The sequence below is a fragment of the Brevundimonas sp. genome (assembly GCF_030704825.1).
Classification (GTDB): Bacteria; Pseudomonadota; Alphaproteobacteria; order Caulobacterales; family Caulobacteraceae; genus Brevundimonas.
On the sequence record NZ_JAUYNX010000008.1, the window covers coordinates 62,997 to 75,961 of the forward strand.

A 12,965-nucleotide genomic window follows, 5' to 3' on the forward strand; every position below is an offset into this window, starting at 1 on the left:
ATCAGCCGCCGGTGACGACGGCGGCGGTCAGCACGGTCTCGCCGTTGGCCGGGACGGGCACGCGCCAGATGATGGTGTTGGCGTCCTGGACCACGCCCTCGATCGACTGGCCCTGCAGCTGGGTGTCGCGGCCCAGGCCGTGCTGGCGCACCTCGACGACCACCGCCTCGGGGCGGGCGTTGCGCACCGTGTATTCCATCTCGAACCGGGTCCGCCAACGATAGTAGGCCGGCTTGGGCGCTGACTGGCTGGAAACCACGCGCGCCTGCACGGTCACGTCGAAGGCCTGTCCGGTGGTGATGACGATGTCCGATCCGGCGGGCGTGTGCGCCACCTGGTCCTCGCCGATGAAGCGCGGCTCGCCGGCCTCGTCGTTGACGTAGACGCGAGCGACGCCGGCGGGCAGCTGGGTTCCGACGCCCGAGGCGCGGTCGTTGGAGAAGATCACCGCCACCTCGGCGGCGCGCGGTTCGGTTTCCGTGGTGAAGCTGTCAGCCTCGAACAGATAGCGTTTCGACGCCGGCACATTGGCCACGTCGATCAGTCCCACCTGCTTGGTCTGGTTGTTGGCCACGGTGACGGGCTCGGGCAGGGGATAGATGTAGACGTCGGCCAGGCCCTGGGCCCCGCCCTGTTCCGTGCCGTTCCCCCGCGGCGCCGGACGCGGCGGCTGCGGATAGCCCCGCCCGTAGGGATTGTTGTTGATCAACGACACGTCGCCGGCCACGACCCGCGTGTCGGCGTTGGTGAAGGTCACGCCCGACTGGTTGGTCAGGGTGATCCAGCCGGTCAGATCCAGCCGCCCCGCCCGCTCGTCGAAACGGGCCACATAGTCGGCCTTCCACTGCAGGCCCGTGGTCAGATAGGTCAGGGTCACGTCGCGCTGGCCCGCCCCTTCGGCGTCGAGCGTGACGCTGAGCGTCGGCCGCGGCCGCAGATTGGCGGGCACCTCGTCGAAGATCACACGGGTCGGAACGCCGTCGTCGCGCAACACCTCGACGTGGTCGCCGACCCGCAGCACCACGCCCTCGTTGGCGGCCAGGACCGTGGCGCGCTGCGTCTCCTGCGCCCCGCTGCCGGGATTGGTGCGCACGATGCCGATCTCGTCACCGACCGCCGACTGCATCAGCTTGTCCGGGGTCAACAGGTCATAGTCGAAATTCTGCTCGACCACCGACAGGCCGCGGCCGGACAGGCCGACGGTCTCGGGGCGGATGCTGGCCGAAACGCCGGGGAATTCCCGCCGCGACCGGCCCGCGGGCACCGTCAGGGACCGCGTGTCCTCCACCAGGGCGATGTTCTGATTGTAGATGGTCAGGGACACGGCGTCGGGCCCGCCCGAACCGTCCTGGACGTCCTGGGCGACGGCCGGCGCGGCGGCGAAGAGACCCAGGGCGGCGGCGCCCATCATCAGTTTGAGGCGGACATTCATGCGAGGGCTCCCGGACTGCGTGTGAAAGCGTGTCACGCGACCCGCAGGCTGTCCATCGGCAAGCGTGACAGCTCGCCGCCTTGTCGGGGGCGTCCTCGGGCGATAGACCCCCGCCGTCGCAAGGAGCCGTCATGACCCGTCCCCTGATCCTCGTCGCCGTCCTTCTGGGCCTGACGGCCTGCAATCCGGATCGTTCCACCGACGCCGGCGAGGCCGCGACGGTCCAGGCGACGGACGCCATCTGCCGGCCGACGCCGGTCGGGCGGCAGACCACGGGCTGCTATCTGACCCTGACCGCCACGGGCGAAGACCGGCTGGTTTCAGTGGCCAGCCCGGCCGCCAACATCGTCCAGATCCATGAGAGCCGCATGGAAAGCAACATGATGATGATGCGCGAGCTGAGGGAGGGTCTGGCCCTGCCGGCCGGCCAGGCCGTCGCCCTCGAGCCGGGCGGAAATCACCTGATGCTGATGGGGGTCAAGGAGCCGTTGACCGTCGGCGACACGGTCGTCCTGACCCTGACCTTCGCCGGGTCCGCGCCGCTCGAGGTGACCGCGACGGTCGGCCAGCCGGCCGCCTCCGAGTACGATCAGGCGGCGCCCGCCGTCGGTCACTGAGGCGCGCGGCGACGCTCGACCTGACAAACCGGTTCCGACCGGCTAAAGGCTCGCGCTCACGAGGAACCTCCCCAAGACCATGGCCCTGAAAGTCGCGATCGTCGGCCTGCCCAACGTCGGCAAGTCCACCCTGTTCAACGCCCTTACCAAGACGGCGGCGGCCCAGGCCGCCAACTATCCGTTCTGCACCATCGAGCCGAACACCGGCGACGTGGCGGTGCCGGAACCGCGGCTCGAGCAGCTGGCGGCCATCGCCGGCTCGAAGGACATCATCCCCTCGCGCATCACCTTCGTCGACATCGCCGGCCTGGTGCGCGGCGCGTCGAAGGGCGAGGGTCTGGGCAACCAGTTCCTGGCCAATATCCGCGACTGCGACGCCGTGGCCTTCGTGGCCCGCTGCTTCGTCGACGACGACATCACCCACGTCGAGAACCGCATCGATCCGATCTCCGACCTCGACATCATCGAGACCGAGCTGATGCTGGCCGACCTCGAAAGCCTCGAGAAGCGGGTCGTCAACGTCGAGAAGAAGGCCAAGGGCGGCGACAAGGAGGCCCAGACTGCGCTGCGCCTGATCAACATGGCCCTGACGCCCCTGCGTGCGGGCAAGCCCGCCCGCGTGGTCAAGGTCGACAAGGAGGACGAGAAGGCCTGGCACATGCTGCAGCTGCTGACCTCCCTGCCCGCCCTCTATGTCGCCAACGTCGACGAGGCCTCGGCCGACAAGGGCAATGAACTGTCCGACCTGGTCGCCAAGCGCGCCGCCGCCGACAACGCCAAGTCGGTGGTCATTTCGGCGAAGATCGACTCCGAGCTGGCCGTGCTGGACCCGGAGGAACAGGCTGAATTCCTCGAAGGCCTGGGCCTGGCCGAGCCCGGTCTGAACCGGCTGATCCGCGAGGCCTACGCCCTGCTGGGCCTCCAGTCCTATTTCACCGTGGGACCCAAGGAGGCGCGGGCCTGGACCATCCCCGTCGGCGCCACCGCGCCCCAGGCCGCGGGGGTGATCCACACTGATTTCGAAAAGGGCTTCATCCGCGCCGAGACCATCGCCTTCGACGACTTCGTGGCGCTGAAGGGCGAGGCCAGGGCGCGAGAGGCGGGCAAGCTGCGCGCCGAGGGCAAGGCCTATGTCGTCAAGGACGGCGACGTGATGAATTTCCTCTTCAACTAGGGCGCGGGCGCTTCGGCCAGCGCGGGGCACCGGGCCAGGCTGACCACGGCGTCGTTCCGGTTCAGCCAGGTCAGGCGCATGCCGTCGCCCTGCACCGCCATCCGGATCCGTTCGCTCGAGGTCTGACCCTCCGCCGCGCAGGCCAGCGACGCCTCGTACCCGTCGGCCACCTGGCTGATGGAGAGGATGCCGCAGCTGTTCTCATAGCCCTCGAACCGGGTGGTGGTGATCTCGATCGGCCGCTCGGGGCCCTGGACATTGGCGCACCAGGCCGGGTTGGCGGCCCAGCGGCCGACAAAGGTCTGGGGGCCGGATCCCGGCATGATCGAACCCACCCCCGGCGGCGGCGTCGGGGCCGGGGCTTCCGCCTCGGGCGTGTCGATGGGCGCGGCGGGATCGGTGGGCGGATTGGTTTCGGATTGTCCGCAGGCGGCGAGGGCGAGGACGGACATCAGGGTGAGGCGCTTGACGGTCATGGACCCGAAACGCCGTTCGGCCGACGAGGCTCCATTTGTCGCTCCGATCACGAATTCGCGGTCACGCTTGCATCGTCCACAAGATTTTGCGACCGGTTCGCCAGTGTCGAGAACAGGGGGTGTCCCGGATGGCTCAGAACACCACTCCATGGGGAGCGCAGATCGATCCGCTGGCGCAGGATATCGCCGCGGTGCTCAAGCGGATGGGCGGCTCGGCCCATCAGCGCGACGTGGTCCAGTGCGTCGCCGCGATGAAGCGACAGCGCGGCGAGACCGTGGCCCAGGATCTGGCCAACCGGATCGTCGAGGTGTTCGAGAAATACCGCGACCTGTTCTTCAAGCCGTTCGGCGAAGGCTCGATGCGCTGGGCGCTGCAGCCGGGCGTCGCCTGATCCGTCCAGGCTGAACCAACGAAAAGGCGCGCGTCCCTGCGGATGCGCGCCTTCGTCGTCTTCAGAAGCCGTCAGCCTTTAGAAGCGGCGGACGTAGCTCAGGCCATAGGTGTCCAGTTCGCCGCCGTTGTCGTCGGTGAAGTCGCGGCGGGTCCAGTCGGCGCGGACGCCGTTCCGGCCGTCGAAGAAGTAGTTGGCGCCGGCGCCGTAGTTGACGCTTTCGCCGTCCTCGGTGGCGGTGAAGCCCGCGACGTCGGCCTTGATCTGGGTGGTGCCGTAGCCGACGCGGCCGAACAGCTCGAGATTCGGATTGATCGGCAGGGTGCCGACGACATAGGCCGCAGCGTCGTATTCATGGGACAGGTCGCCGGTGACGCCGCCGACGGTGATCTCGTCGTCCTTGACGCCGAACGAGGCCTCGCCCTCGACGCCGAAATACGGGTTCACCCTGGCGGTCATCCGGCCGGTGATGGCGCCGAGGTCGGCGTCGTCGCCGTCCAGCACGGTGTAGCCGACGGAACCCGACACCTGGGGCGAGGAGATGCTCTGGGCCATGGCCGGCGCGGCGATCAGAGTAAGGGCGGCGGTCGCGAGAAGAATGTTACGCATTGTTTCTTGTATCCTCTAGATGCGGCAACCGACGGCTGCCAGCCCCATCCAGCGAGGACACAAATGGGCGACGGAAAGGGGCGTTCCAGTGGCGCCCGAATACATAACGACAACTGTGGGACACGAGGCACAGACCGCGTTACATCAAGTCAGGCGGCTTCGTGGCCAAAACGGATCAGTTTTCGTCACCGATCCTTTTCGCGCTCGGTCCCGGCCTTGGCGTGCAGCGCGGCCTGGGCCGCCGCCAGGCGGGCGATGGGCACCCGATAGGGCGAACAGCTGACGTAATCGAGACCGACCACTTCGCAGAAGGCGATCGAGGACGGGTCGCCGCCGTGCTCGCCGCAGATGCCCATCTTGATGTCCGGACGCCGCGCCTTGCCCCGCTCGGCGGCGATGCGGATCAGGTCGCCGACGCCCTCCTGGTCGAGGCGGACGAAGGGGTCGGTCTCGAAGATGCCCTTGTCCATATAGGCCTGCAGGAAACGGCCGGAGTCGTCGCGGCTGATGCCGAAGGTGGTCTGGGTCAGGTCGTTGGTGCCGAAGCTGAAGAACTCGGCGTGCTCGGCCAGGTCGCCGGCGCGCAGGGCGGCGCGGGGCAGTTCGATCATGGTCCCGACGAGGTATTCGACGCGGTCGCCGGCCTCGGCGAAGACGGCCTCGGCGGTGCGGTCGGTCAGTTCGCGCAGGTATTTCATCTCCAGCCCGAGGGCGACCAGGGGGTGCATGATCTCGGGGATGGGGGCCTGGGCCGCCGTTTTCTTGACCTCCAGCGCCGCCTCGAGGATGGCGCGGACCTGCATCTCGTAGATCTCGGGATAGGCGACGCCGAGGCGGCAGCCGCGGTGGCCGAGCATGGGGTTGGTCTCGTGCAGTTCCTTCGCCCGGCGTTTCAGCTTGGCGGCGTCGAGACCCTGGGTCGCCGCGAGGGCGTCGATCTCGGCCTCGGTGTGCGGAATGAACTCGTGCAGCGGCGGGTCGAGCAGACGCACGGTGACCGGCAGGCCGGCCATGATCTCGAACAGCTGGACGAAGTCGGCCTTCTGGAACGGCGCGATCTTGCCCAGGGCCGCGCGGCGGCCGGCCTCGTCGTCGGCCAGGATCATCTCGCGCACGGCGGCGATGCGGGCGTCGTCGAAGAACATGTGTTCGGTCCGGCACAGGCCGATGCCCTCGGCCCCGAAGCCGCGCGCCGTCTTCGCGTCGAGCGGCGTCTCGGCGTTGGCGCGCACCTTGAGCCTGCGCACCTTGTCGGCCCAGGCCATCAGGGTCTGGAAGTCGCCGGTCAGTTCGGGCTCGATCATGGCCACGGCCCCCTCGAGCACCTCGCCCTTCGAGCCGTCGATGGTGATGATCTCGCCCGCCTTGAAGGTCCGCCCCCGGGCCGTGAAGGTCCCGGCGTGCTCGTCGATCGACAGTTCGTTGATGCCGCAGACGCAGGGCCGCCCCATGCCGCGCGCCACGACGGCGGCGTGGCTGGTCATGCCGCCCCGGGCGGTGACGATGCCGCGCGCCGCATGCATGCCGTGGATGTCCTCGGGCGAGGTCTCCTCGCGCACCAGGATGACGGCGTCGCCCAGCTGGTTCAGCCGCTCGGCCTCGTCGGCGTCGAAGACGATCCTGCCGGTGGCCGCGCCCGGCGAGGCGGGCAGGCCGGCGGCGATCACATTGCGCGCGGCGTCGGGATCGAGCGTGGGATGCAGCAGCTGGTCCAGCGCCGACGGCTCGACGCGCGATACCGCCTCCTCTTCGGAGATGACGCCCTCGGCCGCCAGATCGACCGCGATCTTCAGCGCCGACTTGGCGGTGCGCTTGCCGTTGCGCGTCTGCAGCATCCAGAGCCGGCCCTGTTCGACCGTGAACTCGATATCCTGCATGTCGCGATAGTGACTCTCCAGCCGGCCCACCACGTCGACGAATTCGGCGAAGACAGCCGGCATGGCCTCTTCCATCGAGGGAGCGGTTTCGCCCATCTCCTCGCGGCCGGCCCGGGTCAGCGACTGGGGCGTGCGGATGCCGGCGACGACGTCCTCCCCTTGGGCGTTGATCAGGAACTCGCCGTACAGTTTGGCCTCGCCCGTCGACGGATTGCGGGTGAAGGCGACGCCGGTGGCCGAGGTCTCGCCCATGTTTCCGAAGACCATGGACTGGACATTGACCGCCGTGCCCCAGCTTTCGGGGATGTCGTGCATGCGGCGATAGAATTTGGCCCGGTCGTTCATCCAGCTGGCGAAGACGGCCGAGACTGCGCCCCACAGCTGGTCGTTCGGGTCCTGCGGGAAGGGCTGGCCCAGCCGATCCTCGACCACGGCCTTGTAGTCCCGGACCACCTTCTCCCAGTCGGAGGCCGTCAGGTCGGTGTCGATGGTGACGCCCAGACGATCCTTGTGGTCGTCCAGCACCTCCTCGAAGTCGTCGTGCGACAGGCCCAGGACGACGCTGGAATACATGGTGATGAAGCGGCGGTAGCTGTCGAAGGCGAAGCGGCGGTCGCCGGACAGGGCGGCGAGGCCCTCGACCGTCTGGTCGTTGAGGCCGAGATTCAGAACCGTGTCCATCATCCCCGGCATGGAGGCGCGGGCGCCCGAACGGACCGAGACCAGCAGGGGGTTCTTCGCATCGCCGAAGGTTTTGCCGACGACGGCCTCGACCTTTTTCAGCCCGACGGCGACCTGTCCGGCCAGTTCGGCGGGGTAGCTCTGGCCGTTGGAATAGTAGTGGACGCAGGCCTCGGTCGTGATGGTGAAGCCCGGGGGCACCGGCAGGCCGAGCGAGGACATCTCGGCCAGGTTCGCGCCCTTGCCGCCGAGCAGGTTCTTCATCGACGCATCGCCGTCGGCGGAGCCCCCGCCGAAGCCGTACACCCACTGAGTCATAGACAAGCCCCTGAGCCTTGGTCGTATCCGGTCTGACTAACGTGCTGCGCCCGCGAAGGCGATACCGGGGCTGTAACAAACCGTGAGCGGATGTGGCGGTTCCGGTTCGTGAGGGGCGGGAGTCTCTCCCCGATCCGAAAATGCGGAAATGGAGACTCTGGAGACATCGGGCCCCTCCCCTTGCCCGGCGGCTTGGGCGGAATCGGCGCCCGGACCGGGCGGAGCGCCCTGCTGAAACGGTGCGTATCCTTCATGACGGCATTCAAGCATTCGACCGCGTCAGAATCGGACGCATGGGGTCTGGGACCGGGTTTGAGGGGGCGGGAGTCTCCGAAAGCGGGGGCGGAAAAGGCGGACTGGAAGGGGCGGGAGTGGTGACCTGAACCGTCAGGGACGTCTCCGGCCGAAACGCGCCGCCGCGTCCCACTCCGTCATCCTCGGGCCTGACCCGAGGATCAGACCCTCCGGCGCCGGGTTAGGGAAGCTGTATCCACCCTCGCGGGGCCGTCCCCGAGGCACAGCGCGACCCTGCATCTGATCCTCGGGTCAGGCCCGAGGATGACGGCGGAGAGGACGCGGCCGAGGCGGCGGTGGTCCAGATCGCCGAATGCAGACGCTGCGAAGGTCCGGAATGGGTGGAAAGCGGACTTAGATGCCCGAAAACACGACGTCGCCTGTCGTCCAGACAAGACGACCCGCACCGTCCTCCCTCCAATGCACAGTGCCGAACGCCGGGGGGGCCCATACCTGATCACCGCCCCTTTGCAGGAATTCCGCCCAGCTTACCCTACCATCGGGCGAGCAAGCTTCGTGTAATGTGAAGCCTTGACGCAGAAGGCTCTCACGGAGTCGGGCTGCTGATGAGCCCGGCGGAAAGTCACGAGTCAGCCGCTCGACGATCTCCGGGGAGTGCGACGCTGTCTCCGGAGTAGAGCCCCCCCATTCGCTGGGCCAAGACTGGCACAGGAACTTGCTTCCTCCCGTTGATGAAGCACCCTGAAGGAGCGGCGGCAGCGGACTTAAGGGCACTGCGCAACTGGCCAGCGCAACGAGGGAAATTGCCAGCCCGAAGCTCTTGGAGATCGACATCTCACGATACTGACCAGTGAGTTCGCCGTCCGCAATGGGTCGGAACCGGTAGGTCGCCTAAGGGCGATTAGCGGACGTCACTTTCAAGGTGTCGACGACAGACCTGAGCAGCCAGCAGGACATCCTGCTCGTCGCGATAGTTCGGAATGCGAGCCCGTTCGTCTGGATACGGCGAGTAATAAACCACGACATCGAACAGGTGCTGAACGGCGGCTTGGTGGGTCTCTGAAAGCGTCGCTCGCTCGTCTCCGAAGTTCCATTCGCTCTCGACCGACGATGAAAAATCACCGACCGTCATTGAGCCTTGTTGGACCGCCTCGATCAAACTGAGAAGTGTCGCGCTCATGTGCTCAGCCAACGCGGTTCCCTCGCTCGCGTCAATGTCCGCTAAGGGTCAGGAGCGGACGGTCCCCTAGGGGTGGAAAGCAGACAGTTTCGGGTTAGGCTCGGGCATGCTGCATGTGCCATACAATCGCGCCGGACAGATATTCGCGGCCGCGGCCCTCATAGTGATGACGGGGAGTTGCGCGATACCGTCATCGGACATTGAACCCTCAGGCGGGCGCATCTTGGCGCCCTTGGGAGGCTGTGCCGCCATAGGGGCATGGAACGTGGTGGACAGCCACGAGCGTCCGGGCGTGGTCAGGTTTGAGATGCTCATTGGGGCGAACCCGGGCGGGAGCATCTACGAGGTCGACTGTTCTCACCTGAGCTATTCGCAGGTTGCCCTCACAATGTACGACGAAGGAGACAATCTGGTTCGCACAATCCCGGTGAACAGGCCGCTTCAAGACGAGCGAGCCGCTACGGTGCTCCGTCAGGTTTGCGCGATCAGTAGGGGAGAGGCGGTTCAAACCTATGGCGACTTCACCTCTGTCTCCGAGTTTCGGACGAAATCCAAACGAATGGATCCCGCCTATTTCGCAGGGCAGCCCCCTTGCCTGACTTTTTCGGGGCCGCTTAGGATCGTGCCTGCCAACTAGGCTCGAAGCGAGCGGAAGGCCCACCGATCTGAGGCGATATCTTGATGTCCGCTGTGGGTCGACAGCGGTCCTTGACGGACGGGCGTAAAGCGAACCCCGCCCATTCCCGCACACCTCAGAATCGCGCACCCTGGGCCATGAAGCCGGACCTGATCATCTTCGACTACGACGGCGTCGTCGCCGACAGCGAACTGCTCAACAACGCGGTGCTCGCGGAGGTCCTGACCGGGATTGGTTTGCCGACGACGACCGACGACGCCATCGCCGCCTATATGGGCAAGCGCTGGCTGGACTGCCGCCCGCTGATCGAGGCGAGGCTGCGAGGCCCCTGCCCCGAGACCGTCCACGCCGACTGGACCCGGCTGTGCCACGAGCGCGCTCACAGCGCCCTGACCGCCGTGCCCGGACTGACCGACTTCGTGGAAGGTCTGGAGCAGCCGCGCTGCATCGCCTCCTCGAGCCCTCCGGACTGGATCGAACTCGGTCTCGCCCGGTTCGGCCTGACGGGCGTGATGGGTCCCGTGTTCAGCGCCGCGGTGCATGTGACGCGGGGCAAGCCGCATCCCGACCTGTTCCTGCACGCGGCGGCGGCGATGGACGCCGATCCGGCGCGCACCCTCGTCATCGAGGACAGCGCGACCGGGGTGCTGGCGGGGGTGGCGGCCGGGATGCGGGTGGTGGGGTTGTGCGCGGGCGGCCATGTCCGCGACGGCCACGCCGGGAGGCTGGAGGCGGCGGGGGCGCATGAGATCGCCCTGTCGTGGGAGGATGTGGCGGGGATGATTGGCTGAGCGAGCGCTCTCCCTCCCCTTCATGGGGAGGGACGACCGCGCAGCGGTCCGGGTGGGGAAGCGCAGCCGCAGGCACAGACCGCGGATGTCCGAATGTTCCCCACCCGGGCTCGCCCCGGATCAGGTCCGGGGGCTCGCCGTCCCTCCCCACTTCGGGGGAGGGAGAAGATTCGTGCATCTCAACCCCGCCTTAACCGCGATGATTCACCAATCGGCCTTCAAGCTGTACGGGGCCGCGTTTCCATGTCCGAGATCAAGACCGACGTCGTCATGAGAGGCGACTGCATCGAGGTGTTGCGGTCCCTGCCCGACGCCTGCGTCGACATGGTCTTCGCCGACCCGCCCTATAATCTGCAGCTGGGCGGCGACCTGCTGCGGCCGGACAACAGCCTGGTCGACGCCGTCGACGACGACTGGGACAAGTTCGACAGTTTCGCCGCCTATGACGCCTTCACCCGCGAATGGCTGGCCGAATGCCGCCGGGTGCTGAAGCCGGAAGGCTCGATCTGGGTGATCGGCAGCTATCACAACGTCTTCCGCCTGGGCACGGCGATCCAGGACCTCGGCTTCTGGGTGCTGAACGACATCATCTGGCGCAAGTCCAACCCGATGCCGAACTTCAAGGGCACGCGTTTCACCAACGCCCATGAGACCCTGATCTGGGCCGCCCGCAGCCGCGAGCAGAAGCGCTACACCTTCAACTACGACGCCCTGAAGGCCTTCAACGAGGACACGCAGATGCGGTCCGACTGGACCCTGGCCCTGTGCACGGGCGAGGAGCGGATCAAGGACGCCGAGGGCAAGAAGGCCCATCCGACCCAGAAGCCCGAGGGCCTGCTGCACCGGGTGCTGCTGGCCGCGACGCGGCCCGGCGACGTGGTGCTGGACCCGTTCTTCGGCACCGGCACGACCGGGGCGGCGGCGAAGCGGCTGGGCCGTCGCTGGATCGGGATCGAGCGCGACGAGACCTACGCCAAGGTGGCGGAGAAGCGGATCAAGGCGGTCATCCCGGCAGCGCCCGAGGACCTGGTGGTGATGGGCTCGAAGCGGGCCGAGGTGAAGGTGCCGTTCGGGGCGCTGGTCGAGGCGGGCCTGCTGTCGCCCGGCGACAAGCTGTACTGCCCGCGCGGCGACCGCGAGGCGCGGGTGCGCGCCGACGGCTCGCTGGTGGCCGGCGAACTGACCGGCTCGATCCACAAGCTCGGCGCCCTGTTCGAGAACGCGCCGGCCTGCAACGGCTGGACCTACTGGCGCTTCAAGACGGATCAGGGGCTGCGCTCGATCGACGCCCTGCGCGCCGAGGTCCGCGCCGGGATGCAGTGACCTGCGGCCGATTGTCTTGGTGCGGTAACCGACAGAAAAGCCACGCGAAAGTCACTGGGCCCGGACGGAACCCGTCCGCCTGACTGATGTTGATGTGCGAGCGCTCCTGCCGGGCGCCCCGGAACCATCGTCATGAAGATCGCCCAGGTCACCCCCCTGTATGAAGCCGTGCCGCCGAAGCTTTACGGCGGGACGGAACGCGTGGTCGCGCACCTGACCGACGCCCTGGTCGACCTGGGTCATGACGTCACCCTGTTCGCCTCGGCCGACGCCGAGACGCGCGCGCGCCTGATCCCCGTGCGCGACCAGGCGATCCGGCTGGACCCCGCTCCGCTGAAATCCGACCTGGCCGCGCACATGAGCATGCTGACCGAGGTGCTGAAGCGCGCCGACGATTTCGACGTGATCCATTTCCACACCGACATGATCCACTTCCCCTTCTTCTCGCGCTGCGCCGACAAGACGGTCACGACCCTGCACGGGCGGCTGGACATGAAGGATATCGCCGGCGTCTACGAACGCTGGCCCGGGTTCGGCCTGGTCTCGATCTCGGACGACCAGCGCCGGCCCCTGCCGCTGGCCAACTGGAAGGCCACGGTGCACCACGGCATGCCCGGCGACCTGTACCGGTTCGCGCCGAAGCCGGCCGGCTATCTCGCCTTCCTGGGCCGGATCTCGCCTGAAAAGCGGCCCGATCGCGCCATCGACATCGCTGCGAAGCTGAACAGGCCGCTGAAAATGGCGGCCAAGATCGACGCGGCCGACAAGGTCTATTGGGAGACGGTGATCAAGCCGATGGTCGACGCCAATCCGCTGGTCGAGTTCGTCGGCGAGATCGGCGATCACCAGAAGTCCGCCTTCCTGGGCGGGGCCGAAGCCCTGCTGTTTCCCATCGACTGGCCCGAGCCCTTCGGCCTGGTGATGATCGAGGCCATGGCCTGCGGCACGCCGGTGATCGCCTGGGACTGCGGCTCGGTGCGCGAGGTGGTGGACGACGGGGTGACCGGCTTCATCGTGCGCTCGCAGGCCGAGGCGGCCGACGCCGTGGCGCGCGCCGCCCGTCTCGACCGCCGCGCGGTCCGGGCCCGGTTCGAGGAGCGGTTCTCCTCCGTGGCCATGGCCCGCCGCTATGTCGACATCTACGAACGAATGCCGCTCAAGGCGGACCTGATCGAAGCCGCCTGACCTCAAGCAGCACTGGCG

The 12,965-nt window shown here is 67.5% G+C and carries 11 protein-coding genes; 6 read left to right on the forward strand and 5 right to left on the reverse strand.

Going from position 1 to position 12,965, the window contains the following annotated elements:
• Nucleotide 1 precedes the first annotated feature (1 nt).
• Entirely contained in the window at nucleotides 2-1,432 is a 1,431-nt protein-coding gene (locus tag Q8Q71_RS03280; protein ID WP_305758211.1) for a DUF4139 domain-containing protein, read from the reverse strand.
• A gap of 131 nt (nucleotides 1,433-1,563) precedes the next feature.
• On the opposite strand from Q8Q71_RS03280, the gene Q8Q71_RS03285 reads away from it, so the two are divergent.
• Nucleotides 1,564-2,049, forward strand: a complete 486-nt coding sequence (locus Q8Q71_RS03285) for a copper chaperone PCu(A)C (protein ID WP_305758212.1) — start codon at nucleotides 1,564-1,566, stop codon at nucleotides 2,047-2,049.
• Between the two features lie 79 nt (nucleotides 2,050-2,128).
• Entirely contained in the window at nucleotides 2,129-3,223 is a 1,095-nt protein-coding gene (ychF, locus tag Q8Q71_RS03290; RefSeq protein ID WP_305758213.1) for a redox-regulated ATPase YchF, read from the forward strand.
• Here ychF and Q8Q71_RS03295 read toward each other — a convergent pair.
• Nucleotides 3,220-3,699, reverse strand: a complete 480-nt coding sequence (locus Q8Q71_RS03295) for a hypothetical protein (RefSeq protein WP_305758214.1) — start codon at nucleotides 3,697-3,699, stop codon at nucleotides 3,220-3,222. The two genes, ychF and Q8Q71_RS03295, sit on opposite strands and share 4 nt — an antisense overlap.
• Before the next feature lie 128 nt (nucleotides 3,700-3,827).
• On the opposite strand from Q8Q71_RS03295, the gene Q8Q71_RS03300 reads away from it, so the two are divergent.
• The gene (locus tag Q8Q71_RS03300) at nucleotides 3,828-4,091 is read left to right on the forward strand and encodes a hypothetical protein (protein WP_305758215.1); all 264 of its coding nucleotides are present in this window, start codon (nucleotides 3,828-3,830) and stop codon (nucleotides 4,089-4,091) included.
• Between the two features lie 78 nt (nucleotides 4,092-4,169).
• Here Q8Q71_RS03300 and Q8Q71_RS03305 read toward each other — a convergent pair whose 3' ends face one another.
• The 3 genes from Q8Q71_RS03305 to Q8Q71_RS03315 form a co-directional block, all read right to left on the reverse strand.
• Entirely contained in the window at nucleotides 4,170-4,700 is a 531-nt protein-coding gene (locus Q8Q71_RS03305) for a porin family protein (protein ID WP_305758216.1), read from the reverse strand.
• Nucleotides 4,701-4,885: 185 nt separating this feature from the next.
• Entirely contained in the window at nucleotides 4,886-7,576 is a 2,691-nt protein-coding gene (ppdK, locus tag Q8Q71_RS03310) for a pyruvate, phosphate dikinase (protein ID WP_305758217.1), read from the reverse strand.
• 1,156 nt (nucleotides 7,577-8,732) lie between these two features.
• Complete coding sequence (locus Q8Q71_RS03315) at nucleotides 8,733-9,011, reverse strand: hypothetical protein (protein ID WP_305758218.1); 279 nt, start codon at nucleotides 9,009-9,011, stop codon at nucleotides 8,733-8,735.
• Between the two features lie 774 nt (nucleotides 9,012-9,785).
• On the opposite strand from Q8Q71_RS03315, the gene Q8Q71_RS03320 reads away from it, so the two are divergent.
• The 3 genes from Q8Q71_RS03320 (at nucleotide 9,786) to Q8Q71_RS03330 (ending at nucleotide 12,947) form a co-directional block, all read left to right on the forward strand.
• A complete protein-coding gene (locus Q8Q71_RS03320; RefSeq protein ID WP_305758219.1) occupies nucleotides 9,786-10,439 on the forward strand; it encodes an HAD family phosphatase in 654 nt (217 codons plus the stop codon).
• A gap of 243 nt (nucleotides 10,440-10,682) precedes the next feature.
• Nucleotides 10,683-11,762: a site-specific DNA-methyltransferase gene (locus Q8Q71_RS03325; protein WP_305758220.1), complete on the forward strand. Its 1,080-nt coding sequence runs from the start codon at nucleotides 10,683-10,685 to the stop codon at nucleotides 11,760-11,762.
• 132 nt (nucleotides 11,763-11,894) lie between these two features.
• Nucleotides 11,895-12,947: a glycosyltransferase family 4 protein gene (locus Q8Q71_RS03330; protein ID WP_305758221.1), complete on the forward strand. Its 1,053-nt coding sequence runs from the start codon at nucleotides 11,895-11,897 to the stop codon at nucleotides 12,945-12,947.
• Nucleotides 12,948-12,965 lie beyond the last annotated feature (18 nt).